Below are 24291 nucleotides of genomic sequence, written 5' to 3'. Positions count from 1 at the left end.
TATGAGAGTTATTGTAATGCGCGTAGTAGCGCATCGTTGTCGGCGTTATCAGCGACCTTAATATCTTGCCAGCCCAGTTCCCGGGCGAGGTGCGCCAGACGCTCACTGACGACCAGTAGCCGACAGCGTAGTAACCAGTGCTCACGATACCATTGCGGAATGAGCGACCAGAGCTGCTGTAGCATCTCTCCGCTGGTGACAACTACCGTGGTTACGCCACGGGATTGCCAGCGCATCGCTTCTTCTGCACCATCGTAATATTTTGCACTGCGTTGATAACATTCACAAAAATCGACATCGGCTCCGCGTGCCGTCAGGGTTTCACCTATCAGCTCCCGGCCACCGTTGCCGCGTAATATAAGCGCGCGTTTTCCCGCAATATTTTGTAATTCAGGTAATTGTAGCAAGACTTCGCTAATTTCCCGATCCAGAGGGTAGTGAATATTGAAGCCGCTAACAGTATGCAGCGCCAGCGCCGTTGTACGGCCAATGGCAAAATAACGCGGAAGGGATGGCCAGCTTTTCTCTTGCTGCTGAAGCTCGGCATCGGCAAAGGTGACCGCGTGCTGCGAGAGGGCGAAGACCAGATCGTTCTCCGTCAGCGCCGACAGTCGGGAAGCAAGCGTTGCCAGCTCCCGACCTGGTGAAAACTCGATGAGTGGAAAACTCCAGGCCACCTGCCCCAGTGTGCGCAGTCGGCTCACTAACTCTTCCCCTGCGGGAGACGGGCGGGTGACCAGAATACTCATGCGGGGGCTTCTCCGTTATAAACTTCCGCCAGAATGGCGCGCGCACCGTTCTCCAGCAGTTCTTCTGCCAGAGAGATGCCCATCTGTTCGGCATCCTGTGTGGCACCGCGACGTTCTCCGCATACCATCTGTGAACCGTCTGGCGCGCCGACCAGCGCACGTAGCCAAATCTCACCGTCGATGATTTCGGCATAGCTTCCAATAGGTACCTGACATCCCCCTTCCAGGCGGGTGTTCATGGCGCGTTCTGCTTTGACGCGTAGCGCAGTCTCTTCATGGTTGAGCGGCGCTAGCAGCGCCTGAGTGCGCATATCATCCAGTCGACATTCTATGCCTACTGCGCCTTGCCCGACTGCGGGCAGGGAGACTTCCGGCGGCAGAGCGGTGCGGACTCGCGACTCAAGACCTAAACGTTTTAATCCGGCGACCGCCAGAATAATGGCGTCATAATCGCCGTTATCCAGTTTGCTGAGGCGCGTGCCTACGTTGCCGCGCAGCGAACGGATGACGAGATCCGGGCGACGTTTTGCCAACTGGCACTGGCGGCGCAAACTGGATGTCCCGACGATGCTGCCTGCGGGGAGTTCATCCAGCGAGTTGTACTTATTTGAGACGAAAGCATCACGCGGATCCTCTCGCTCACAAATGGTGACCAGCCCAAGACCATCAGGGAATTCAACCGGCACATCCTTCATGGAATGCACAGCGATATCGGCGCGTTTTTCCAGCAGCGCGACTTCCAGCTCTTTAACAAACAACCCTTTCCCCCCGACCTTCGCCAGCGGGGTATCAAGGATCACATCGCCACGGGTTACCATAGGAACCAGTTCCACGATCAGACCGGGGTGGTTTGCCATTAAGGCGTCTTTGACATAATGTGCCTGCCAGAGCGCAAGGGGGCTTTGGCGTGTGGCAATTCTCAAAACATTGTCTAACATGCTTGTTACCGTCATTATCAATCATTGACCATCCTAACATCCTTATCAAAGGGATGTCAGCGTTACGCTCAAACGTAAGTGAGAGGAAAAGGCGCTGCATCATCACTGGCAGTGAATAATGACGAGAAACCTCCCGACCGTATGAAGGAATTTACACGTAACGAACGGTGCTACACTTGTATGTAGCGCATCTTTCTTTACGGTCAATGAGCAAGGTGTTAAATTGATCACGTTTTAGACCATTTTTTCGGCTGAACAGCATAAAAAAATATGGGCGAAAAACAGGTAACGGTTATTTTTGACATACGGTTTATCCGAATTGATGGCGATTATTGTGAGCGCTTGCGCCGCGGCAATCGACAACATGACGGATAGCAACATCAGGCGATACGTCTTGTACCTCTATATTGAGACTCTGAAACAGAGACTGGATGCCATAAATCAACTGCGTGTGGATCGCGCGCTTGCTGCCATGGGACCTGCCTTCCAGCAGGTATACAGTCTGCTGCCGACATTATTGCACTACCACCATCCGCTGATGCCGGGTTACCTCGATGGTAACGTTCCCAAAGGCATATGCTTTTACACGCCTGATGAAACCCAACGCCACTACCTGAACGAACTGGAACTGTACCGCGGTATGTCGCCGCAGGATCCTCCCAAGGGCGAACTGCCGATCACTGGCGTTTACTCAATGGGCAGCACCTCTTCGGTAGGGCAAAGCTGTTCCTCTGACCTTGATATCTGGGTCTGCCATCAATCCTGGCTGGATAGCGAAGAGCGCCAGCTGCTGCAGCGAAAATGTAGTCTGCTGGAAAGCTGGGCCGCCTCGTTGGGCGTGGAAGTCAGTTTCTTCCTGATTGATGAAAACCGTTTCCGTCACAATGAAAGCGGCAGTCTGGGTGGTGAAGACTGTGGCTCGACGCAGCATATCCTGTTGCTTGATGAATTCTATCGCACCGCTGTGCGCCTCGCGGGTAAACGTATTCTGTGGAATATGGTGCCGGGCGACGAAGAAGAGCATTACGACGATTACGTCATGACGCTCTACGCACAGGGGGTGCTAACGCCAAACGAATGGCTGGATCTCGGCGGGCTCAGTTCGCTTTCCGCCGAAGAGTACTTTGGCGCCAGCCTCTGGCAGTTGTACAAGAGTATCGACTCCCCGTACAAAGCGGTGCTGAAAACGCTGCTGCTGGAAGCCTATTCCTGGGAATACCCAAATCCACGCCTGTTGGCGAAAGATATTAAACAGCGCCTGCATGACGGCGAGATCGTCTCTTTTGGTCTCGATCCTTACTGTATGATGCTGGAGCGCGTTACCGAGTACCTCACGGCGATCGAAGATCCGACGCGCCTGGATTTAGTGCGTCGATGTTTCTACTTAAAAGTGTGTGAGAAACTGAGCCGTGAGCGCGCCTGCGTGGGCTGGCGTCGTGAAGTATTAAGTCAGTTAGTGAAAGAGTGGGGCTGGGATGACGCCCGTCTGACCATGCTGGATAACCGCGCTAACTGGAAGATTGACCAGGTACGCGAAGCGCATAACGAACTGCTCGATGCGATGATGCAGAGCTATCGTAACCTGATCCGCTTTGCGCGGCGCAATAACCTCAGCGTCAGCGCCAGCCCGCAGGATATCGGCGTGCTGACCCGTAAGCTGTATGCCGCGTTTGAAGCGTTGCCGGGTAAAGTCACGCTGGTGAACCCACAGATATCTCCGGATCTCTCGGAACCGAATCTGACCTTTATCCATGTACCGCCGGGTCGTGCTAACCGTTCAGGTTGGTATCTCTACAACCGCGCGCCTAACATGGACTCGATCATCAGCCATCAGCCGCTGGAATATAACCGCTATCTCAACAAGCTGGTGGCGTGGGCCTGGTTCAACGGCCTGCTGACCTCGCGTACGCATTTGTTTATTAAGGGCAACGGCATTGTTGATTTGCCGAAGCTGCAGGAAATGGTCGCCGACGTGTCGCACCACTTCCCGCTGCGACTGCCTGCACCAACACCGAAAGCGCTGTATAGCCCATGCGAAATTCGCCATCTGGCGATTATCGTTAACCTCGAATATGACCCAACGGCCGCATTCCGTAATCAGGTGGTACATTTTGATTTCCGTAAGCTGGACGTCTTCAGCTTTGGCGAAGAGCAAAATTGCCTGGTAGGAAGCGTCGACCTGCTGTACCGCAACTCGTGGAATGAAGTGCGTACGCTGCACTTCAACGGCGAGCAGGCGATGATTGAAGCGTTAAAAACGATTCTGGGCAAAATGCACCAGGATGCCGCGCCGCCGGATAGCGTCGAAGTGTTCTGCTATAGCCAGCATCTGCGCGGTTTAATTCGCACCCGCGTGCAGCAACTGGTGTCTGAGTGCATCGAGCTACGCCTCTCCAGTACCCGTCAGGAAACCGGACGTTTCAAAGCGCTGCGTGTTTCCGGCCAGACGTGGGGATTGTTCTTCGAGCGCCTGAACGTTTCGGTACAGAAGCTGGAAAACGCAATTGAATTCTATGGTGCGATTTCACATAACAAACTGCACGGCCTTTCCGTCCAGGTTGAGACCAACCATGTGAAACTGCCGTCGGTGGTCGACGGTTTTGCCAGCGAAGGGATTATTCAGTTCTTTTTTGAAGAAACGGGTGATGAGCAGGGCTTTAATATCTACATTCTGGACGAAAGCAATCGGGCCGAGGTGTATCACCACTGCGAAGGTAGCAAAGAGGAGTTGGTACGCGACGTAAGCCGCTTCTACTCATCGTCGCACGATCGCTTTACCTACGGCTCCAGCTTCATCAACTTTAACCTGCCGCAGTTCTATCAGATTGTGAAAACCGACGGGCGCGCGCAGGTGATTCCTTTCCGCACCCAGCCGATTAGCGCTGTTCCGCCAGCCAGTCAGGACAACGACACGCCGCTGTTACAGCAGTATTTCTCGTGAATTAACTTGCCCGGTGGCGCGACGCTTACCGGGCCAAAGTAGGCCGGATAAGCGAAGCGCATCCGGCACTAAAGCTTAGCGGAAGCTCACCTCTTCACCCGCCTGCTGTGTTGCCGCCTGCTCCAACAGATCCCAGAACGTTTCGCCGCTTCGGTCGCAGATCCACTCGTCGCCTTTCAGGTCAAAGTGGTAGCCGCCCTGTTTGGTCGCCAGCCACACCTGGTGCAGCGGCTCCTGACGGTTAATGATAATTTTGCTGCCGTTTTCGAAGCTGATGGTCAGCACGCCGCCGTTGATCTCACAATCGATATCGCTGCCGCCATCCCAGTCATCCAGACGTTCTTCAATGGTCATCCACAGGGTGTCAGCAAGGCGATGAAATTCACTGTCGTTCATTTTCTTATCCTATTTTTCGTGATGCTCGCAGTATAACGTGGAATAAATCGCGATGCAGTTTTTAGCCAAACTCTTGCTTTTACGCCTTCTCCTGCGATGATAGAAAACAGAAAGCATGAACTTTACAGGCAATCCATAATGAAAAACGTGTTAAAGCCACTCGCTGTCATTTTTACTCTGTTCAGCCTGACGGGCTGTGGGCTAAAAGGCCCGCTCTATTTCCCGCCAGCTGATAAAACCGCGCCGCCTCCGACCAAGAGCGTTCAGCCGCAATCGCAATCCACCACGCCTGAGAAAAACGATCGTGGGATTAGTGATGGGCCTTCTCAGGTGAATTACTAACGGCAGAAATAGATTTTACATTTCTGTACCCGCGTGAACGGAGTGAATGATGCAATTCTCTAAAATGCATGGCCTTGGCAACGATTTTATGGTCGTCGACGCGGTAACGCAGAATGTCTTTTTCTCACCAGAGCTGATCCGCCGCCTGGCCGACAGACATCTCGGCGTTGGATTTGATCAACTGCTGGTGGTTGAGCCTCCGTATGATCCGGAGCTGGATTTCCACTACCGTATTTTTAATGCCGACGGCAGTGAAGTGTCACAGTGTGGCAATGGCGCCCGCTGTTTTGCCCGTTTTGTTCGCCTGAAAGGGCTGACTAATAAACGTGATATTCGCGTCAGTACCGCGAATGGTCGTATGGTATTAACCGTAACCGACGACGAGCTGGTGCGGGTGAATATGGGCGAACCCAATTTTGAACCCTCGCAGGTTCCTTTTCGCGCTAACAAAGCAGAGAAGACCTATATTATGCGCGCGGCCGAACAGACAGTATTGTGCGGCGTGGTTTCAATGGGGAACCCGCACTGCGTGATTCAGGTTGATGATGTTGATACGGCCACGGTAGAAACACTGGGACCGGTTCTGGAAAGCCACGAACGCTTTCCTGAACGCGCCAATATCGGATTTATGCAGGTGGTAAAACGCGAGCATATCCGACTGCGCGTCTATGAGCGCGGCGCGGGTGAAACGCAGGCCTGCGGCAGCGGTGCGTGCGCTGCCGTTGCGGTCGGTATCCAGCAGGGTCTGCTGGCAGAAGAAGTGAGGGTGGAATTACCGGGCGGTCGACTTGATATCGCCTGGAAAGGTCCGGGTCATCCGCTGTATATGACTGGCCCGGCGGCACATGTCTACGACGGATTTATTCACTTATGAAGCAACCAGGGGAAGAACTACAGGAAACGCTCATGGAGCTGGACGACCGGGCGGTCGTCGATTACCTGCAACGTAATCCTGAGTTTTTTATCCGTAATGCCCAGGCCGTTGAAGCGATGCGAGTTCCGCACCCAGTGCGGGGCACGGTCTCTTTAGTGGAATGGCATATGGCGCGGGCACGTAATCATATTAACGTGCTGGAAGAGAACATGGCGTTGTTGATGGAACAAGCCAACGCCAATGAAAGCCTGTTCTATCGTCTGTTAAATCTGCAAGGGCGGCTGGTGTCGGCCAGCAGTCTTGACGACATGCTGATGCGATTTCATCGCTGGGCGCGTGAGTTAGGGCTGGCCGGAGCGACGGTTCGTCTGTTCCCGGATCGCTGGCGACTTGGCGCGCCATCAAAATTCACCCATCTGGCATTAAGCCGTCAGGCTTTTGAACCGCTGCGTATCCAGCGTCTGGGTCAGTCACAGCACTATCTTGGGCCGCTTAATGGTCCGGAATTGCTGGTCATGATGCCGGAGGCGAAAGCCATAGGCTCGGTGGCGATGTCGATGCTCGGGCAAGATGGCTCTCTGGGCGTGATGCTGTTTAGCAGCCGTGACGTTAATCATTACCAGCAGGGGCAAGGCACGCAATTGCTGCAGGAAATCTCGCTGATGTTGCCGGAGCTGCTGGAGCGCTGGATTGAACGCGTATGACCGATTCACCCCTTTCTCAGGATGTGGCGCGCTTTTTGCGCTATCTGGGCGTTGAGCGTCAGCTTAGCCCGGTCACATTGCTTAATTATCAGCGTCAGCTTGATGCCATCATTGCGTTAGCCGGAGAGACCGGTCTGCAAAGCTGGCAACAATGTGATGCTGCGATGGTACGCAGTTTTGCTGTTCGCAGCCGTCGTAAGGGACTGGGGCCGGCGAGTCTGGCGCTGCGTCTCTCTGCGTTACGCAGTTTCTTCGACTGGCTGGTTAATCAGGGCGAGCTGAAAGCCAATCCGGCAAAAAGCGTTTCCGCGCCGAAAGCACCGCGTCATCTCCCTAAAAATATCGATGTCGACGATGTTAATCGTCTGCTGAATATCGATCTCAACGATCCCCTTGCCGTGCGCGATAGAGCAATGCTGGAAGTGATGTACGGCGCGGGTCTGCGTTTATCTGAGTTGGTTGGGCTGGATATTAAACATCTCGACCTCGACACCGGCGAAGTGTGGGTGATGGGTAAGGGCAGTAAAGAGCGTCGCCTGCCGATTGGCCGCAACGCGGTGGCGTGGATTGAGCACTGGCTGGATCTACGCGGGCTATTTGGCAGCGATGACGATGCGCTATTTCTGTCCAAACTGGGCAAACGTATCTCGGCGCGTAACGTGCAGAAACGCTTTGCTGAATGGGGTATCAAGCAGGGGCTGAACAGCCACGTACATCCCCACAAATTGCGTCACTCCTTTGCGACGCATATGCTGGAGTCGAGCGGCGATCTGCGCGGAGTGCAGGAGTTATTGGGTCATGCCAATCTCTCCACGACTCAAATCTATACCCATCTTGATTTTCAACACCTGGCTTCAGTGTACGATGCGGCGCATCCGCGCGCCAAACGGGGGAAATAATGCGTTTTTACCGGCCTTTGGGGCGCATTTCTGCGCTCACCTTTGACCTTGATGACACCCTTTACGATAACCGTCCCGTTATCACTCGCACCGAGCAGGAAGCGCTCGCGTTTGTACAGAATTACCATCCGGCGTTGAATTCGCTGCAAAATAGCGACCTACAGCGCTTACGTCAGGCCGTTCGCGACGCCGAGCCGGAAATCTACCACGATGTTACCCAATGGCGTCACCGTGCCGTAGAGCGCGCTATGCTGGAGGCGGGGTTGTCAGCGGCAGAAGCCAGAATGGGGGCGAATGCGGCAATGATGAATTTTGCCAAATGGCGTAGCCGCATTGAAGTCCCGCAGACGACGCATGACACGCTGAAGGCGCTGGCCCGCAAATGGCCGCTGGTGGCGATCACCAACGGTAACGCGCAGCCGGAACTGTTTGGCCTGGGTGATTACTTTGAGTTTGTGCTGCGCGCCGGTCCCGACGGGCGATCAAAGCCCTTTAGCGACATGTACACGTTGGCGGCGGAAAAACTGAAAATGCCTGTGGGTGAGATTCTGCACGTGGGTGATGACCTGACAACGGACGTCGTGGGCGCCATCCGTTGTGGTATGCAGGCCTGCTGGATCAAACCGGAAAATGCCGACCTGATGCAAACCGCAGACAGTCGTTTGCTTCCGCATATCGAAATTTCACAGTTGGCATCTCTGACCTCGCTGATATAATCACCAGCAGAACTCTGTATATATACCCAGCTTTTTGGCGGATGGCGCTACGCTTATCCGCCTTACCTACTTTTACGCGGCGGTGCCAATGGACGTTTCTTACCTGCTCGACAGCCTTAATGATAAACAGCGTGAAGCGGTGGCCGCGCCACGCAGCAACATGCTGGTTCTGGCAGGCGCGGGGAGTGGTAAAACGCGCGTGCTGGTGCACCGTATCGCCTGGTTACTGACGGTTGAGAACAACTCGCCGTACTCCATTATGGCGGTGACCTTTACCAACAAAGCGGCGGCGGAAATGCGCCACCGTATCGGCCAGATCATGGGAACCAGCCAGGGCGGTATGTGGGTAGGTACATTCCACGGTCTGGCCCACCGTCTGCTGCGCGCGCACCATATGGATGCGAACCTGCCGCAGGATTTTCAGATCCTCGACAGCGAAGACCAACTGCGTTTGCTCAAGCGTCTGATCAAGGCGATGAACCTTGATGAGAAGCAGTGGCCGCCGCGTCAGGCGATGTGGTTCATCAACAGCCAGAAAGACGAAGGGCTGCGTCCGCACCACCTGCAAAGCTACGGCAACCCGGTTGAGCAAACCTGGCAGAAAGTGTATCAGGCTTACCAGGAAGCGTGTGACCGCGCGGGGCTGGTGGATTTCGCCGAGCTGCTGCTGCGCGCTCACGAGCTGTGGCTCAACAAGCCGCATATCCTGCAGCACTACCGCGAACGCTTTACCAATATCCTGGTGGACGAATTTCAGGATACCAACAACATTCAGTACGCGTGGATCCGCCTGCTGGCGGGCGATACCGGCAAGGTAATGATCGTCGGCGATGACGATCAGTCAATCTACGGCTGGCGCGGAGCGCAGGTGGAGAACATCCAGCGCTTCCTTACTGACTTCCCCGGCGCAGAAACTATTCGCCTGGAGCAAAACTACCGCTCAACTAACAATATCCTCAGCGCGGCCAACGCCCTGATTGAAAACAACAACGGGCGTCTGGGTAAAAAACTGTGGACCGACGGCGTCGACGGCGAACCGATCTCGCTGTACTGCGCGTTCAACGAGCTTGATGAAGCGCGCTTTGTGGTCAATCGCATCAAGACCTGGCAGGACAACGGCGGAGCGCTGGAACAGTGCGCCATTCTTTATCGCAGTAACGCCCAGTCGCGCGTACTGGAAGAGGCGTTGTTACAGGCTAGCATGCCGTATCGGATCTATGGCGGGATGCGCTTCTTCGAACGCCAGGAAATCAAAGATGCACTTTCCTACCTGCGCCTGATCGCCAACCGCAATGACGACGCCGCGTTTGAGCGCGTGGTGAATACGCCAACCCGCGGGATTGGCGATCGTACTTTAGATGTGGTGCGTCAGACCTCCCGTGACCGCCAGCTAACACTGTGGCAGGCCTGTCGTGAGCTGTTGCAGGAAAAAGCCCTCGCGGGTCGCGCCGCCAGCGCCTTACAGCGCTTTATGGAGCTGATTGACGCACTGGCCCAGGAGACCGCCGATATGCCGCTGCACGTGCAGACTGACCGGGTGATTAAAGACTCCGGCCTGCGCATGATGTACGAGCAGGAAAAAGGTGAGAAAGGCCAGACGCGTATCGAAAACTTAGACGAACTGGTGACGGCAACGCGCCAGTTCAGCTACAACGAAGAAGACGAAGACTTAATGCCGCTGCAGGCGTTCCTGTCTCACGCCGCGCTGGAAGCGGGCGAAGGGCAGGCGGATACCTGGCAGGACGCGGTACAGCTGATGACGCTGCACTCGGCGAAAGGTCTGGAGTTCCCGCAGGTGTTTATCGTGGGAATGGAAGAAGGCATGTTCCCCAGCCAGATGTCGCTGGACGAAGGTGGTCGCCTCGAAGAAGAGCGCCGCCTGGCTTACGTCGGTGTAACCCGCGCGATGCAGAAGCTGACGCTGACCTATGCCGAGACGCGTCGTCTGTACGGCAAAGAGGTTTACCATCGTCCGTCGCGCTTTATCGGCGAACTGCCGGAAGCGTGCGTTGAAGAGGTTCGCCTGCGTGCCACGGTTAGCCGCCCGGTGAGTCATCAGCGGATGGGCACGCCAATGGCGGAAAATGATACCGGCTACAAGCTCGGCCAGCGCGTGCGCCACGCTAAGTTTGGCGAGGGCACCATCGTTAATCTGGAAGGAAGCGGCGAACACAGTCGTTTGCAGGTCGCATTCCAGGGGCAGGGGATCAAATGGCTGGTTGCCGCCTACGCCAGACTGGAAACGGTATGATCGCCTGATGTCGCTGCGCTTATCAGGCCTACGCAGAACGTAATATTTTGATTTCCAGGCCGGATAAGGCGAAGCCGACATCCGGCAACCTGTCGGTTAATATTCTGAAATCATAGATAAATAATTCCCCTCTGCTAACCTTTCTGTATAAGGGGAAATTATTACTTTTTCGCCATCCGTTGCGTGTTGACGTCAAAATTTTGCTGGCGTAACATGCGCGCACGATTACGCTAAGAGGACATTCGCCTTGGACACACCCAGTAGATACTGGCTCATTATCCTGTCATCCAGGATCAACTCCTAAGGCTATCCCTTTTTGCTGATAGCCTTCGCGGTTGTCAGCGACCTTCTGTTTTTTTCCCGTCGCGCTGAGTCAGGCTGTTTAATGGTCTGAAACCCAATTTGTTTCTGTGTGCCCTCCGAACTGTCCGATAATTTTTTGCATTGGGAGTCCCGGTCATGCTGAGCGCATTTCAACTGGAAAACAATCGTTTAACTCGCCTTGAGGCAGACGAGATCGAGCACCTGGCCAGTTCGGTCTGGGTCGATTTAGTCGAGCCGGATGACGAAGAACGAAACCGTGTGCAAAAGGACTTGGGCCAGAATCTGGCTACGCGCCCTGAACTGGAAGACATCGAAGCATCCGCACGTTTTTTTGAAGACGAAGACGGTCTGCACATCCACTCCTTCTTCTTTTACGAAGACGCCGACGATCACGCAGGTAACTCAACCGTCGCATTTACCATTCGCGAAGGCCGCCTGTTTACTCTGCGCGAGCGCGAACTGCCGGCCTTCCGCCTGTACCGCATGCGTGCGCGTAACCAGGCGATGGTGGATGGCAACGCCTACGAGCTGTTGCTCGACCTGTTCGAAACCAAAATTGAACAGCTGGCGGATGAGATCGAAAACATCTACAGCGACCTGGAAAAACTCAGCCGTGTGATCATGGAAGGGCGTCAGGGCGATGAGTATGATGAAGCGCTGTCGACATTGGCGGAACTGGAAGATATCGGCTGGAAGGTACGTCTGTGTCTGATGGATACCCAGCGCGCGTTGAACTTCCTGGTACGTAAAGCGCGTTTGCCGGGCAGTCAGCTGGAGCAGGCGCGTGAGATCCTGCGCGATATCGAGTCCCTGCTGCCGCATAATGAATCGCTGTTCCAGAAGGTTAACTTCCTGATGCAGGCGGCGATGGGCTTTATCAACATCGAGCAGAACCGCATCATCAAGATCTTCTCGGTGGTTTCTGTGGTATTCCTGCCGCCGACGCTGGTGGCTTCCAGCTACGGGATGAACTTTGAGTTTATGCCGGAATTGCACTGGAGCTTCGGTTACCCGGGCGCGATTGTCTTTATGATGCTCGCGGGTCTGGCGCCGTATCTGTACTTTAAGCGCAAGAACTGGCTGTAATCACTGTACTTTATCCGGCCTACGGCGATGTGCTTTTGTAGGCCGGATAAGCGAAGCGCCATCCGGCACTCCCCTAGCTCCGACGAACCCGTCGTTGCGTATAAATCGCATCCATCACGAAAATCGCCAGCGCCACCCAGATAAACGCAAACGTGACCATTTTATCCGTTCCCGGAACTTCACCATAGAAGGTGACGGCCAGCAGGAACATCAGCGTAGGCCCGATATACTGGAAGAATCCCAGCGTTGACAGACGCAGGCGGGTTGCCGCGCCGGTAAAGCACAACAGCGGAATGGTGGTCACGACACCCGCGGCAATCAACAGCAGGTTGAGCGACATGGGGTTTTGCCCCATATGGCTGGTTGAGCTGTCCGCAATGCCAAACAGATAGATGGCGGCGACAGGTAAAAGCCACAGGGTTTCGATCAGCATGCCGGTTTGTGCTTCGACGGCAATCTTCTTGCGCACCAGCCCATAGAACGCAAAGCTGAACGCCAGTCCCAGCGCGATTATTGGCAGCGATCCGAAGGTCCACAGCTGTACCAGCACGCCGCAGGCGGCTAACAGTACCGCCAGCCACTGCATGCGACGAAAGCGCTCACCGAGGAATAGCATTCCCAGCACAATATTCACCAGTGGGTTAATAAAATAGCCGAGGCTGGCTTCCAGCATATGGTGATTATTGACCGCCCAAATGAACAGCAGCCAGTTTCCGCCGATGAGCACTGCAGAGAGCGCCAGCAGGAAGATCTTCTTTGGCGTTTGTAGCAGCGTTTTGACACCTGACCACTGGCGGCTGATGCTCATCAGTACCACCATAAAGAAAAAGGACCAGATGACGCGGTGCGTCAGGATCTCATCCGCCGGAACATAGTAAATCAGCTTGAAGTAGGCGGGAGCGATACCCCAAATAAAATAAGCAGCAAGAGCGAGTAGCACGCCCTGCCGCGTTTGTTTAGCATCCATCGGGAAAACTCATTGCAGAAATGTAACAGCAGTTTACCTTTTTTTAGGCACTTACCCCACCATATAAGTGGCGGTTGCGCTGGCAATATAAAGCTGTTCTTCGTTATGCAGTTCCACGCGCGCCACAGCGACTTTATTGCCCGCCCGCAGCAGGCTACTGGTGGCGGTAAAGCGGCTCCCTCTTCCGGGGCGCAGATAATCAACACGCAAATCGATTGTGCCCATGCGTGACATTCGCTGACGCAGTTCGTCCTCGCTGATCGTTTCATGGCGGGTCAGCGTACTCCCAACGCATACCAGCCCCGCGGCGACGTCCAGCGCCGAGGCGATCACGCCGCCATGCAGAATGCTTTGCGCCCAGTTGCCGACCATCATCGGTTGGTTATTAAAGGCTAATTGAGCAAATTCTTTCTCATAGCGTTCGAGCTCCAGTCCCAGCGCCCGGTTAAACGGCATATGATAGACAAACATTTCACCCACTAACTTCAGCGCTTCCTCAGCAGTAAGTACGGCAGACATACGATCCCTACATCTCAATGGTTAATGAAATGTTGATATTATGCTTATTATTTGTTGTTTTCTACTTTAGGACGGGATAACTAACGAGGAACTAGCTAAGTATGTAGAATACTTGCCAGATAATTATACAATTCATCAATATTTTGGTTCAGGAGAACATTACCGATGCGGGCGATTCTGGGATGGTTACTACCAGCAATTATGCTGCCGTTGACCGCGTATGCGCAGGAAGCGACAGTGAAAGAGATTCATGATGCACCGGCGGTTCGTGGCAGTATTATCGCCAATATGCTGCAGGAACATGACAACCCTTTCACGCTTTATCCGTATGACACCAACTATCTTATTTACACCAATACCAGCGACATGAACAAAGAGGCGATCAGCAGTTATAGCTGGTCCGAAAATGCGCGCAAAGATGAGGTTAAGTTTCAGCTAAGCCTGGCGTTTCCGCTCTGGCGCGGGATATTAGGCCCCAACTCGGTACTTGGCGGTTCCTATACCCAGAAGTCCTGGTGGCAGCTTTCGAACAGTGAAGAGTCTTCACCGTTTCGCGAAACCAACTACGAACCGCAATTGTTCCTCGGTTTCGCCACAGACTATCGCTTTGCCGGTTGGACGCTTCGTGATGTCGAAATGGGTTATAACCATGACTCCAACGGCCGATCCGATCCCACTTCACGTAGCTGGAACCGTCTTTATACCCGTCTGATGGCTGAAAATGGTAACTGGCTGGTGGAAGTTAAGCCGTGGTACGTGATTGGTAGCACCGACGATAACCCTGATATCACTAAATACATGGGCTACTATCAGCTGAAAATGGGGTATCACCTGGGTGACGCGGTTATCAGCGTGAAAGGCCAGTACAACTGGAATACCGGCTACGGCGGCGCAGAGCTGGGGGCCAGTTACCCCATCACGAAGCATGTGCGTCTATACACTCAGGTCTACAGTGGTTACGGCGAATCGCTGATTGACTACAACTTCAATCAGACGCGTGTTGGTGTGGGCGTGATGCTCAACGATATCTTCTGATAAGTATTGAGAGTATTTTAATCATTGCAGTTTCTCTCTCAGGCGCTGAAAATAGCGCCTGTTTTTATTTCGGGCGAATGGGGTTAATGTGGCGCAGGCGGAAGTGTTGAATCTGGAAATGGGCGCTAAACAGGTTTTGCAGGAAACCTTTGGCTACCAACAGTTTCGCCCCGGTCAGGAAGAAATCATTGATACCGTGCTCTCTGGTCGCGACTGCCTGGTCGTTATGCCGACCGGCGGCGGTAAATCCCTGTGCTATCAAATTCCCGCATTATTGCTAAACGGACTCACCGTTGTTGTTTCCCCGCTGATTTCCCTGATGAAAGATCAGGTCGATCAACTGCTGGCCAACGGCGTGGCGGCGGCGTGCCTGAATTCTACTCAAAGTCGTGAACAGCAGCTTGAGGTGATGGCGGGCTGTCGCAGCGGGCAGATTCGCTTACTGTATATTGCGCCCGAACGCCTGATGCTGGATAACTTCCTTGAGCATCTGGCGCACTGGAATCCGGTGCTGCTAGCGGTTGATGAAGCGCACTGTATTTCGCAGTGGGGGCATGATTTCCGCCCCGAGTACGCTGCGCTGGGCCAGTTACGTCAGCGTTTCCCAACCCTGCCGTTTGTGGCGCTGACCGCGACCGCGGATGAGACAACCCGGCTGGACATTGTGCGTCTGCTGGGACTGAACGATCCGTTAATTCAGATCAGCAGCTTTGACCGCCCGAACATTCGCTACATGCTGATGGAGAAGTTTAAGCCGCTCGATCAGCTGATGCGCTACGTGCAAGAGCAGCGCGGTAAGTCTGGCATTATTTATTGTAACAGTCGCGCCAAAGTCGAAGACACCGCCGCGCGTCTGCAAAGCCGTGGCATCAGCGCCGGGGCTTATCATGCCGGGCTGGAAAATGCCGTACGCGCCGAGGTGCAGGAGAAATTCCAGCGTGATGACCTACAAATCGTAGTGGCGACCGTGGCGTTCGGTATGGGGATCAACAAACCTAACGTACGCTTCGTGGTGCATTTCGATATTCCGCGCAACATCGAATCCTATTACCAGGAAACCGGCCGCGCCGGGCGTGATGGCCTGCCTGCGGAAGCGATGCTGTTTTACGATCCGGCTGATATGGCATGGCTACGCCGCTGCCTCGAAGAGAAACCCGCTGGGCAACTGCTGGATATCGAACGTCATAAGCTCAATGCGATGGGGGCGTTTGCCGAGGCGCAGACCTGTCGTCGTCTGGTGCTGCTGAACTATTTTGGCGAAGGGCGTCAGGAACCGTGTGGTAACTGCGACATCTGCCTCGACCCGCCAAAACAGTACGACGGACTCATGGATGCGCGCAAAGCGCTGTCGACGATTTACCGTGTTAACCAACGCTTCGGCATGGGGTACGTCGTGGAAGTGCTGCGCGGAGCGAATAACCAGCGTATTCGCGAACTGGCTCATGACAAACTGCCGGTCTATGGCATTGGTCGCGAGCAAAGCCACGAACACTGGGTGAGCGTTATTCGCCAGCTTATTCACCTGGGCCTGGTGACGCAGAATATTGCTCATCACTCCGCGTTACAGCTAACCGAAGCCGCGCGTCCGGTGTTGCGCGGTGACGTTGCGTTACAGCTTGCTGTACCGCGTATTGTGGCGCTGAAACCGCGTGCGATGCAGAAATCCTTCGGTGGTAACTACGACCGCAAACTGTTCGCCAAATTGCGTAAGCTGCGTAAAGCCATTGCCGACGAAGAGAACATTCCGCCGTACGTGGTGTTCAACGACGCCACGCTGATTGAAATGGCGGAGCAGATGCCGGTTTCACCGAGTGAAATGCTAAGCGTCAACGGTGTGGGGATGCGGAAACTTGAGCGTTTCGGTAAAGAGTTTATGGCGCTTATTCGCGCACACGTTGATGGTGACGACGAAGAGTAGTCAGCCGGGCAAAAAAGTGCCAGGATGGTGACTCACTGAACTATTCCCCCGCGAGTCATTTTTATGTTAACGCTATTTTTCACCGTTGCGTTGGTGCATATCGTTGCGCTGATGAGCCCCGGTCCCGATTTCTTTTTTGTTTCTCAAACTGCGGTTAGCCGTTCGCGCAAAGAAGCTATGATGGGCGTGCTGGGCATTACCTGCGGCGTCATGGTCTGGGCTGGCGTGGCACTGCTCGGCCTGCATCTGATTATCGAAAAAATGGCCTGGCTGCATACCATTATTATGGTTGGCGGGGGGCTGTATCTGTGCTGGATGGGTTATCAGATGCTGCGCGGCGCGTTTAAAAAACAGGATGTTGCAGCGCCCACTCCGCAGGTGGAGCTGGCGCAGAGCGGACGCAGCTTTTTGAAAGGTCTGCTGACCAACCTGGCGAACCCTAAAGCCATTATCTATTTTGGCTCCGTCTTCTCATTGTTCGTTGGCGACAACGTGGGAACGGGCGCGCGTTGGGGGATCTTTGCTCTGATTATCGTGGAAACGCTGGCGTGGTTTACCGTGGTCGCCAGCCTGTTTGCTCTGCCAAAAATGCGTCGTGGCTATCAGCGTCTGGCGAAGTGGATCGATGGCTTTGCCGGCGCGCTGTTCGCGGGTTTCGGTATCCATCTGATCATTTCGCGCTAAGCTCCCTTCATGCCGGATAAGCGCTAACGCCATCCGGCACCGTTATCAGGCATGCCTTGCCGATGCCAGCAGGGCACCTATCAGCATAAACAGTGAACCAAACACTTTGTTCAGCGCTTTCATTTGCTTTGGTCCCTTAATCCAGCCAGCAATGCGCGTAGCCAGCGTCGCGTAACCGATCATCACAATAATATCGACCACAATGGTCGTGACGCCAAGCACCACATACTGCATCACCTGCGGTTCCCGCGGCAGGATAAACTGCGGGAACAGGGCGGCAAGAAAAACTATGCTCTTGGGATTGGTCAGATTAACAAAGACCGCGCGTTTGAACAGCCGACTGCGCGATTGCGTATTTGCCATAGTGTTCAGATCGATAGCACCCGCCGCGCGCCATTGCTGAATACCCAGCCAAATCAGATAGGCCGCTCCCGCCCACTTCAGCACCTCAAATGCGATTACCGAACGTGAAAATAGCGTTCCCAGTCCTACGCCAACCAGAACGATATGAATACCCAACCCGGTCTGCAAACCCGCAATCGACGCGCTGGCACCGTGATATCCGTGGCTGATGGCGGTGGTCATGGTATTGATTGCGCCAGAGCCTGGGGACAAGCTCAAAATAATAGAGGTCAGCAGGTAGGCGAACCACCATTCAAAGGTCATGAGAAACTCCCGGATTGTCTATTTTTATGCCACAATACGCTACTGCCGTTAGGTTGTGTCAGTGACGGCGAAAAAAACGATTTTACTTGGTCAGCGAGGCTGGATACCCGATGTTTCAGCAGCAAAAAGACTGGGAAACAAGAGAAAACGCGTTTGCTGCTTTTTCCATGGGGCCACTGACAGATTTCTGGCGTCAGCGGGAAGAAGCAGAATTTACGGGCGTGGATGATATTCCCGTACATTTTGTTCGTTTTCATGCAGAAAAAAACGATCGCGTCATCGTCGTCTGTCCTGGACGCATTGAAAGTTACGTGAAATACGCTGAACTGGCGTATGACCTGTTTCATTCTGGTTTTGACGTTCTCATTATCGATCACCGTGGCCAGGGGCGTTCCGGGCGTATGCTTTCGGATCCGCACCGCGGTCATGTCGATAACTTTAATGATTATGTCGACGATCTAACCGCCTTCTGGCAGCAGGAAGTGCTACCCGGTCCGTGGAGAAAACGCTATATACTGGCGCATTCTATGGGCGGTGCGATTGCCACATTGTTCCTGCAGCGCCACCCGAATCAGTGTGATGCTATCGCGCTTTGTGCACCGATGTTTGGTATTGTGATGCGCTTTCCCGACTGGATGGTGCGCCATATTCTGGACTGGGCTGAAGGGCATCCGCGGATCCGCGAAGGCTATGCGATGGGAACCGGGCGCTGGCGGGCGCTGCCATTCGGTATGAATGCGTTAACGCATAGTCGACAGCGCTATCGGCGCAATCTGCGCTTCTATGCGGATGAGCCGCGACTGCGCGTTGGCGGCCCCACCTACCACTGGGTTCGTGAAGGTATTCTGGCAGGCGAACAGGTTCTGGCCGGAGCAGGAGACGACGCGACGCCGACGCTGCTGATTCAGGCTGAAGAAGAGCGGGTGGTAGATAACCGCATGCACGATCGTTTTTGTGAACTCTGCGCCGCAGCGGGCCATCCTGTAGAAGGGGGTCAGCCGCTTGTCATCAAAGGCGCGTACCATGAGATCCTTTTTGAAAAGGACGCCATGCGCTCAGTCGCGCTTAACGCTATTGTCGAATTTTTCGACAAGCATAACTCATCCAGCGGAACCCGCTTTGCCTAGAGGTTGAATTTTCTTATGTATCAGGTTGTTGCGTCTGATTTAGACGGTACGCTGCTTTCTCCCGACCATACTCTGTCCCCTTATGCCAAAGAGACGCTGAAGTTATTGACCGCTCGCGGCGTTAACTTCGTGTTTGCGACTGGCCGTCATCATGTTGATGTGGGGCAAATTCGCGATAACCTCGGCATTAAAACCTACATGATCACGTCCAACGGCGCGCGCGTGCATGATTCTGACGGGGATCTGGTGTTTTCCCATAACCTGGATCGCGATATTGCCAGCGACCTGTTTGGCGTAGTGAATGCAAACCCGGACATCGTGACCAACGTTTATCGCGATGATGAGTGGTTTATGAATCGCCATCGTCCGGACGAAATGCGTTTCTTCAAAGAAGCGGTGTTTAACTATTCACTGTTTGAACCTGCATTACTGGAGCCTGAGGGCGTCAGCAAAGTGTTCTTCACCACCGACTCTCACGAAAGGCTACTGCCGCTGGAGCAGGCGATTAACGCCCGCTGGGGCGATCGCGTTAACGTCAGCTTCTCTACGCTTACCTGTCTGGAAGTCATGGCTGGCGGCGTATCGAAAGGTCATGCGCTGGAAGCGGTAGCAAAAGCGATGGGCTACAGCCTGAAAGACTGCATCGCCTTTGGCGACGGGATGAACGATGCGGAAATGCTCTCCATGGCAGGTAAAGGCTGCATCATGGGCAACGCCCACCAGCGCCTGAAGGATCTGCACCCGGAACTGGAAGTCATTGGTCTTAATGCCGACGATGCCGTGCCACACTATCTGCGTGAACTGTTTTTGTAGTAACCTACTGTTCGTTAGTTGACCAGTTGTCAACTAAAAACTTCGCTACAATGGGTGTACCTTTTGTTAAGAGACATCCATTGTGGCGTTACTCATCATTACCACAATTCTGTGGGCCTTTTCCTTTAGCCTGTTTGGCGAGTACCTTGCCGGTCATGTCGATAGCTATTTTGCGGTGCTGGTGCGCGTTGGGCTGGCTGCGCTGGTGTTCCTGCCGTTTCTACGTACTCGTGGGCACAGCGTAAAAACGATCGGGCTGTATATGCTGGTGGGTGCCATGCAGCTTGGCATTATGTACATGCTGAGTTTTCACGCCTATCTGTACCTGACGGTTTCAGAACTGCTGCTCTTTACCGTGCTGACGCCGCTCTACATTACGCTGATTTATGATCTGATGAGCGGACGTCGTCTGCGCTGGAGTTACGCCTTTAGTGCGTTACTGGCGGTGATTGGTGCGGGGATCATTCGTTACGATCAGGTGACCAGCCACTTCTGGACCGGTCTGCTGCTGGTGCAGTTGTCCAATATCAGCTTTGCCATTGGTATGGTGGGCTATAAACGTCTGATGGAGACGCGGCCAATGCCGCAGCACAACGCCTTTGCCTGGTTTTATATGGGCGCCTTTATGGTGGCTGTCGTGGCCTGGTTCATGCTGGGCAATGCGCAGAAAATGCCTGCAACCACGCTACAGTGGGGAATTCTGGTCTTTCTTGGCGTGGCGGCGTCCGGCATTGGTTACTTTATGTGGAACTACGGTGCGACCCAGGTGGATGCGGGCACGCTGGGCATCATGAACAATATGCATGTCCCTGCCGGACTGTTGGTTAACCTGGCTATCTGGCATCAACAACCTCACTGGCCAAGCTTCATCATTGGTGCGGCTGTGATAGTGGCTTCACTGTGGGTACATCGAAAGTGGGTCGTTCCGCACTCCGTACAAACGGCAGGTGATCGCAGGCGTGATTCCGCGCTGAGCGAATAAACGCTTCTGTGACCGGCTGTCGCTGCTCGCCATCACGCACGGCGGCGTACAGTCGGCTCCACAATCCATCACCCAGGGTTTTGGTCACTACCAGGCCCTGGCGTTCAAAACTCTCCACCACCCAGTGAGGTAACGCCGCGATACCCATTCTGGCTGCAACCATCTGAATCAGCAGCAAGGTGTTATCCACGCTTTTCAGCGACGGACTAACGCCTGCAGGTTGCAGGAAATGCCGCCATACATCCAGTCGACTCCGCTGTACCGGGTAAATCAGCAGCGTTTCGCTGGCCAAATCTTCCGGTGTGATTTGTGTTTTGCTGGCCAACGGATGGTCAGGCGCCAGTACCAGGCGGACTTCAAAATCGAACATCGGCGAGTAGTGCAATCCGCTGCGCGGCAAGATGTCGGAGGTTAACACCAGATCCAGCTCATCCTGCTGTAGCGCTGGTTGCGGATCGAACGTCACGCCGGATTTAAAGTCCATCTCCACCTGCGGCCAGTTGGCACGAAAATTCTCCAGCGCGGGCGTCAGCCATTGAATACAACTGTGACATTCAATCGCGATTCGCAACCGGGTTTGCTGCGGTTCGTTGCAGGCCTGCAGCGCACGACCAATTTGCGGCAACACCTGATTGGCTAACTGCAGCAGGATTTCTCCCTGCGGCGTAAAGCGCAGAGGCTGGCTTTTACGGATAAAAAGTCGAAAGCCAAGGCGCTGCTCCAGATCGCTGAACTGGTGAGAAAGGGCGGATTGGGTCTGATGCAACGTCGCCGCTGCGGCTGCCAGAGAACCACTATTCCGCAACGCCTGGAGCGTTTTCAGGTGTTTAATCTCGATCATGAAAGTCCTTCACTTCGGCATGAACAAATTGCGCTTGAGGAATATACAGTAACCGCCAATTATGGATGTGTAAACATCTGGACGTCCAAAACTCGTCATATTTCGGCTTGCAGATGCGTTGGCTTCCTCGCTTACCCCAGTCACTTACTTCAGTAAGCTCCTGGGGATGCGCTGTGTCGCCGCCTTCCTGCAAACCGAACTATTTAGAGTTTTTGCTTCAGATTCAATAAAATAAGAGAGGAAGAAAAATGACAATATTGAATCACACCCTCGGTTTCCCTCGCGTTGGCCTGCGTCGCGAGTTGAAGAAAGCGCAAGAAAGCTACTGGGCGGGAAATTCTTCCCGTGAAGATTTGCTGACCGTTGGCCGCGAGCTGCGTGCCCGCCACTGGGATCAGCAGAAGCAGGCGGGCGTTGACCTGCTGCCGGTGGGTGATTTTGCCTGGTACGATCACGTGCTGACCACCAGCCTGCTGCTCGGCAACGTTCCGGCTCGCCATCAAAATAAAGACGGCTCGGTCGATATCGATACCTTATTCCGCATTGGCCGTGGCCGCGCACCAACGGGTGAACCCGCGGCGGCGGCAGAAATGACCAAATGGTTTAACACCAACTATCACTACATGGTGCCAGAGTTCACTAAAGGTCAGCAGTTCAAACTGACCTGGACCCAATTGCTGGATGAAGTCGATGAAGCGCTGGCGCTCGGCCACAAGGTGAAACCTGTGCTGTTAGGGCCGGTAACTTACCTGTGGCTGGGGAAAGTGAAAGGCGAACAGTTTGACCGCCTGAGCCTGTTGAACGACATTCTGCCGGTTTACCAGCAGGTGCTGGCTGAGCTGGCGAAACGCGGTATTGAGTGGGTGCAGATTGACGAACCCGCTCTGGTGCTGGAATTGCCGCAAGCGTGGCTGGAGGCCTTCAAACCAGCTTATGACGCGCTGACGGGTCAGGTGAAGCTGCTGCTGACCACCTACTTCGAAGGCGTAACGCCAAACCTGGATACCATTACCGCCCTGCCGGTGCAGGGACTGCACGTTGACTTCGTGCACGGCAAAGATGATGCAGCCGAGTTGCATAAACGTCTGCCTGCCGACTGGCTGCTGTCAGCGGGGCTGGTGAACGGCCGCAACGTCTGGCGTGCCGATCTCAGCGAAAAATACGCACAAATCAAAGATATCGTCGGGAAACGTAACCTGTGGGTGGCTTCTTCCTGCTCCCTGCTGCACAGCCCAATCGATCTCAGTGTTGAAACCCGCCTTGATACAGAAGTGAAGAGCTGGTTTGCCTTCGCCCTGCAAAAATGCGGCGAGCTGGCGCTGCTGCGCGATGCGTTGAATAGCGGTGATACGGCGGCAATTGTCGAGTGGAGCGCACCGATTCAGGCTCGTCGTCACTCTACCCGCGTACACAACGCCGCAGTGGAAAAACGTCTGGCGGCAATCACCGCCCAGGACAGCCAGCGCGCTAATGCTTACCCGGTTCGTGCCGAGGCGCAACGTGCCCGCTTTAATCTGCCGGCATGGCCGACTACGACTATCGGTTCATTCCCGCAAACCACGGAAATTCGCGGATTACGCCTGGACTTCAAAAAGGGCAACCTGGATGCTGGTAACTATCGCACCGGAATTGCAGAACATATCAAACAGGCGATTGTTGAACAGGAACGTCTGGGTCTCGACGTGCTGGTACACGGTGAAGCCGAGCGTAATGACATGGTCGAATACTTTGGTGAGCACCTGGACGGCTTCGTCTTCACCCAGAACGGTTGGGTGCAGAGCTACGGCTCTCGCTGCGTGAAGCCGCCGGTGGTCATTGGCGACGTCAGCCGCCCGGAAGCGATCACCGTGGAGTGGGCGAAATATGCCCAGTCGCTGACCGATAAACCGGTAAAAGGCATGCTGACCGGTCCGGTGACCATTCTCTGCTGGTCATTCCCGCGTGAAGACGTGACGCGTGAAACCATCGCGAAGCAGATTGCGCTGGCGCTGCGTGATGAAGTGGCGGATCTGGAAGCGGCGGGTATCGGCATCATCCAGATTGATGAACCGGCACTGCGCGAAGGTCTGCCGCTGCGTCGCAGCGACTGGGCGGCGTATCTGGAGTGGGGCGTGGAAGCCTTCCGCATTAACGCGGCGGTAGCGAAGGATGAAACCCAGATCCACACCCACATGTGTTATTGCGAGTTCAACGACATCATGGACTCCATTGCGGCGCTGGATGCGGACGTGATTACCATTGAAACCTCGCGCTCTGATATGGAGTTGCTGGAATCGTTTGAAGAGTTCGATTATCCGAACGAAATCGGGCCGGGCGTATACGATATTCACTCGCCGAACGTCCCGAGCGTGGAGTGGATTGAAGCCCTGTTGAAGAAAGCCGAGCTGCGCATTCCAGCAGAACGTCTGTGGGTGAACCCAGACTGCGGCCTGAAAACCCGCGGCTGGCCGGAAACCCGTGCCGCGCTGGCGAACATGGTCAAAGCGGCGCAGAATTTGCGTCAGGCGTAATTCGGTGCC

At 54.5% G+C, this 24291-nt stretch carries 23 protein-coding genes; 16 read left to right on the top strand and 7 right to left on the bottom strand.

Going from position 1 to position 24291, the window contains the following annotated elements; all coding sequences use genetic code 11:
* Nucleotides 1-8 precede the first annotated feature (8 nt).
* Both hemD and hemC read right to left on the bottom strand, forming a co-directional pair.
* Nucleotides 9-749, bottom strand: a complete 741-nt coding sequence (gene hemD, locus OGX94_RS03305; RefSeq protein WP_079939629.1) for a uroporphyrinogen-III synthase — start codon at nucleotides 747-749, stop codon at nucleotides 9-11.
* Nucleotides 746-1687: a hydroxymethylbilane synthase gene (gene hemC, locus OGX94_RS03300; protein WP_003828972.1), complete on the bottom strand. Its 942-nt coding sequence runs from the start codon at nucleotides 1685-1687 to the stop codon at nucleotides 746-748. The genes hemD and hemC overlap by 4 nt, the downstream gene beginning before the upstream one ends.
* Nucleotides 1688-2081: 394 nt before the next feature.
* Between hemC and cyaA the strand changes: the two genes are divergently transcribed.
* A complete protein-coding gene (cyaA, locus tag OGX94_RS03295) occupies nucleotides 2082-4628 on the top strand; it encodes a class I adenylate cyclase (protein WP_032934207.1) in 2547 nt (848 codons plus the stop codon).
* Nucleotides 4629-4703: 75 nt separating this feature from the next.
* On the opposite strand, the gene cyaY is transcribed toward cyaA, so the two are convergent.
* On the bottom strand, nucleotides 4704-5024 hold the full coding sequence (cyaY, locus tag OGX94_RS03290; protein WP_181633065.1) for an iron donor protein CyaY: 321 nt from the start codon (nucleotides 5022-5024) through the stop codon (nucleotides 4704-4706).
* A 138-nt stretch (nucleotides 5025-5162) separates the two neighbouring features.
* Between cyaY and lptM the strand changes: the two genes are divergently transcribed.
* The 8 genes from lptM (at nucleotide 5163) to corA (ending at nucleotide 12220) form a co-directional block, all read left to right on the top strand.
* A complete protein-coding gene (gene lptM, locus OGX94_RS03285) occupies nucleotides 5163-5366 on the top strand; it encodes an LPS translocon maturation chaperone LptM (RefSeq protein WP_003017937.1) in 204 nt (67 codons plus the stop codon).
* 49 nt (nucleotides 5367-5415) lie between these two features.
* Nucleotides 5416-6240, top strand: coding sequence for a diaminopimelate epimerase (gene dapF, locus OGX94_RS03280; protein WP_003017933.1), 825 nt, complete (start codon nucleotides 5416-5418; stop codon nucleotides 6238-6240).
* Nucleotides 6237-6944, top strand: coding sequence for a DUF484 domain-containing protein (locus OGX94_RS03275; RefSeq protein ID WP_008787084.1), 708 nt, complete (start codon nucleotides 6237-6239; stop codon nucleotides 6942-6944). Before dapF ends, OGX94_RS03275 begins: the two co-directional genes overlap by 4 nt.
* Complete coding sequence (gene xerC, locus OGX94_RS03270; protein WP_257662373.1) at nucleotides 6941-7843, top strand: tyrosine recombinase XerC; 903 nt, start codon at nucleotides 6941-6943, stop codon at nucleotides 7841-7843. The genes OGX94_RS03275 and xerC overlap by 4 nt, the downstream gene beginning before the upstream one ends.
* Nucleotides 7843-8559 (top strand): 5-amino-6-(5-phospho-D-ribitylamino)uracil phosphatase YigB, encoded by a 717-nt coding sequence (gene yigB, locus OGX94_RS03265; RefSeq protein WP_257662372.1) that lies wholly within the window; start codon nucleotides 7843-7845, stop codon nucleotides 8557-8559. The genes xerC and yigB overlap by 1 nt, the downstream gene beginning before the upstream one ends.
* 88 nt (nucleotides 8560-8647) lie before the next feature.
* Nucleotides 8648-10810 (top strand): DNA helicase II, encoded by a 2163-nt coding sequence (uvrD, locus tag OGX94_RS03260; protein ID WP_003828957.1) that lies wholly within the window; start codon nucleotides 8648-8650, stop codon nucleotides 10808-10810.
* A 247-nt stretch (nucleotides 10811-11057) separates the two neighbouring features.
* Nucleotides 11058-11114, top strand: coding sequence for a YsgD/CorL family protein (ysgD, locus tag OGX94_RS03255; protein ID WP_212723238.1), 57 nt, complete (start codon nucleotides 11058-11060; stop codon nucleotides 11112-11114).
* Nucleotides 11115-11269: 155 nt separating this feature from the next.
* Nucleotides 11270-12220 (top strand): magnesium/cobalt transporter CorA, encoded by a 951-nt coding sequence (gene corA, locus OGX94_RS03250; protein WP_003017920.1) that lies wholly within the window; start codon nucleotides 11270-11272, stop codon nucleotides 12218-12220.
* 73 nt (nucleotides 12221-12293) lie between these two features.
* Here the strand turns inward: corA and rarD are convergent, their stop codons facing one another.
* Together rarD and yigI are read right to left on the bottom strand one after the other, a co-directional pair.
* A complete protein-coding gene (gene rarD / locus OGX94_RS03245) occupies nucleotides 12294-13187 on the bottom strand; it encodes an EamA family transporter RarD (RefSeq protein ID WP_003828953.1) in 894 nt (297 codons plus the stop codon).
* A 51-nt stretch (nucleotides 13188-13238) separates the two neighbouring features.
* The gene (gene yigI / locus OGX94_RS03240) at nucleotides 13239-13706 is read right to left on the bottom strand and encodes an acyl-CoA thioesterase YigI (protein WP_003828949.1); all 468 of its coding nucleotides are present in this window, start codon (nucleotides 13704-13706) and stop codon (nucleotides 13239-13241) included.
* A gap of 165 nt (nucleotides 13707-13871) precedes the next feature.
* Between yigI and pldA the strand changes: the two genes are divergently transcribed.
* The 3 genes from pldA (at nucleotide 13872) to rhtC (ending at nucleotide 17343) form a co-directional block, all read left to right on the top strand.
* The gene (gene pldA, locus OGX94_RS03235) at nucleotides 13872-14741 is read left to right on the top strand and encodes a phospholipase A (protein ID WP_003828947.1); all 870 of its coding nucleotides are present in this window, start codon (nucleotides 13872-13874) and stop codon (nucleotides 14739-14741) included.
* Nucleotides 14742-14829: 88 nt separating this feature from the next.
* Nucleotides 14830-16659 carry an ATP-dependent DNA helicase RecQ gene (recQ, locus tag OGX94_RS03230; RefSeq protein ID WP_008787089.1) on the top strand — a complete coding sequence of 610 codons (1830 nt, stop codon included), beginning with the start codon at nucleotides 14830-14832 and terminating at the stop codon, nucleotides 16657-16659.
* Nucleotides 16660-16722: 63 nt separating this feature from the next.
* Nucleotides 16723-17343 (top strand): threonine export protein RhtC, encoded by a 621-nt coding sequence (gene rhtC, locus OGX94_RS03225; protein WP_003828942.1) that lies wholly within the window; start codon nucleotides 16723-16725, stop codon nucleotides 17341-17343.
* A gap of 45 nt (nucleotides 17344-17388) precedes the next feature.
* Here the strand turns inward: rhtC and rhtB are convergent, their stop codons facing one another.
* A complete protein-coding gene (rhtB, locus tag OGX94_RS03220) occupies nucleotides 17389-18009 on the bottom strand; it encodes a homoserine/homoserine lactone efflux protein (RefSeq protein WP_257662370.1) in 621 nt (206 codons plus the stop codon).
* A 110-nt stretch (nucleotides 18010-18119) separates the two neighbouring features.
* Between rhtB and pldB the strand changes: the two genes are divergently transcribed.
* From pldB to OGX94_RS03205, 3 genes are all read left to right on the top strand, one after another.
* The gene (gene pldB / locus OGX94_RS03215; RefSeq protein ID WP_286568707.1) at nucleotides 18120-19136 is read left to right on the top strand and encodes a lysophospholipase L2; all 1017 of its coding nucleotides are present in this window, start codon (nucleotides 18120-18122) and stop codon (nucleotides 19134-19136) included.
* A 15-nt stretch (nucleotides 19137-19151) separates the two neighbouring features.
* Nucleotides 19152-19949, top strand: a complete 798-nt coding sequence (gene yigL, locus OGX94_RS03210) for a sugar/pyridoxal phosphate phosphatase YigL (RefSeq protein ID WP_191221989.1) — start codon at nucleotides 19152-19154, stop codon at nucleotides 19947-19949.
* An 82-nt stretch (nucleotides 19950-20031) separates the two neighbouring features.
* Nucleotides 20032-20931 (top strand): carboxylate/amino acid/amine transporter, encoded by a 900-nt coding sequence (locus OGX94_RS03205; RefSeq protein ID WP_003828930.1) that lies wholly within the window; start codon nucleotides 20032-20034, stop codon nucleotides 20929-20931.
* Here OGX94_RS03205 and metR read toward each other — a convergent pair.
* The gene (gene metR / locus OGX94_RS03200; RefSeq protein ID WP_003017908.1) at nucleotides 20819-21772 is read right to left on the bottom strand and encodes an HTH-type transcriptional regulator MetR; all 954 of its coding nucleotides are present in this window, start codon (nucleotides 21770-21772) and stop codon (nucleotides 20819-20821) included. The two genes, OGX94_RS03205 and metR, sit on opposite strands and share 113 nt — an antisense overlap.
* Nucleotides 21773-22020: 248 nt before the next feature.
* On the opposite strand from metR, the gene metE reads away from it, so the two are divergent.
* Nucleotides 22021-24282 carry a 5-methyltetrahydropteroyltriglutamate--homocysteine S-methyltransferase gene (metE, locus tag OGX94_RS03195; protein WP_257662369.1) on the top strand — a complete coding sequence of 754 codons (2262 nt, stop codon included), beginning with the start codon at nucleotides 22021-22023 and terminating at the stop codon, nucleotides 24280-24282.
* Nucleotides 24283-24291: the final 9 nt, after the last annotated feature.

This window comes from Citrobacter sp. Cpo037 (genome assembly GCF_030332945.1).
Classification (GTDB): domain Bacteria; phylum Pseudomonadota; class Gammaproteobacteria; order Enterobacterales; family Enterobacteriaceae; genus Citrobacter; species Citrobacter portucalensis.
This window is presented reverse-complemented; position numbering and strand designations above follow the sequence as displayed.

Bases quoted from the DNA above. Each gene is read 5' to 3' on its own strand.
- hemD (WP_079939629.1), bottom strand. From the start codon at position 749: ATGAGTATTCTGGTCACCCGCCCGTCTCCCGCAGGGGAAGAGTTAGTG.
- hemC (WP_003828972.1), bottom strand. From the start codon at position 1,687: ATGTTAGACAATGTTTTGAGAATTGCCACACGCCAAAGCCCCCTTGCG.
- cyaY (WP_181633065.1), bottom strand. From the start codon at position 5,024: ATGAACGACAGTGAATTTCATCGCCTTGCTGACACCCTGTGGATGACC.
- lptM (WP_003017937.1), top strand. From the start codon at position 5,163: ATGAAAAACGTGTTAAAGCCACTCGCTGTCATTTTTACTCTGTTCAGC.
- dapF (WP_003017933.1), top strand. From the start codon at position 5,416: ATGCAATTCTCTAAAATGCATGGCCTTGGCAACGATTTTATGGTCGTC.
- OGX94_RS03275 (WP_008787084.1), top strand. From the start codon at position 6,237: ATGAAGCAACCAGGGGAAGAACTACAGGAAACGCTCATGGAGCTGGAC.
- xerC (WP_257662373.1), top strand. From the start codon at position 6,941: ATGACCGATTCACCCCTTTCTCAGGATGTGGCGCGCTTTTTGCGCTAT.
- yigB (WP_257662372.1), top strand. From the start codon at position 7,843: ATGCGTTTTTACCGGCCTTTGGGGCGCATTTCTGCGCTCACCTTTGAC.
- uvrD (WP_003828957.1), top strand. From the start codon at position 8,648: ATGGACGTTTCTTACCTGCTCGACAGCCTTAATGATAAACAGCGTGAA.
- corA (WP_003017920.1), top strand. From the start codon at position 11,270: ATGCTGAGCGCATTTCAACTGGAAAACAATCGTTTAACTCGCCTTGAG.
- rarD (WP_003828953.1), bottom strand. From the start codon at position 13,187: ATGGATGCTAAACAAACGCGGCAGGGCGTGCTACTCGCTCTTGCTGCT.
- yigI (WP_003828949.1), bottom strand. From the start codon at position 13,706: ATGTCTGCCGTACTTACTGCTGAGGAAGCGCTGAAGTTAGTGGGTGAA.
- pldA (WP_003828947.1), top strand. From the start codon at position 13,872: ATGCGGGCGATTCTGGGATGGTTACTACCAGCAATTATGCTGCCGTTG.
- rhtC (WP_003828942.1), top strand. From the start codon at position 16,723: ATGTTAACGCTATTTTTCACCGTTGCGTTGGTGCATATCGTTGCGCTG.
- rhtB (WP_257662370.1), bottom strand. From the start codon at position 18,009: ATGACCTTTGAATGGTGGTTCGCCTACCTGCTGACCTCTATTATTTTG.
- pldB (WP_286568707.1), top strand. From the start codon at position 18,120: ATGTTTCAGCAGCAAAAAGACTGGGAAACAAGAGAAAACGCGTTTGCT.
- yigL (WP_191221989.1), top strand. From the start codon at position 19,152: ATGTATCAGGTTGTTGCGTCTGATTTAGACGGTACGCTGCTTTCTCCC.
- metR (WP_003017908.1), bottom strand. From the start codon at position 21,772: ATGATCGAGATTAAACACCTGAAAACGCTCCAGGCGTTGCGGAATAGT.
- metE (WP_257662369.1), top strand. From the start codon at position 22,021: ATGACAATATTGAATCACACCCTCGGTTTCCCTCGCGTTGGCCTGCGT.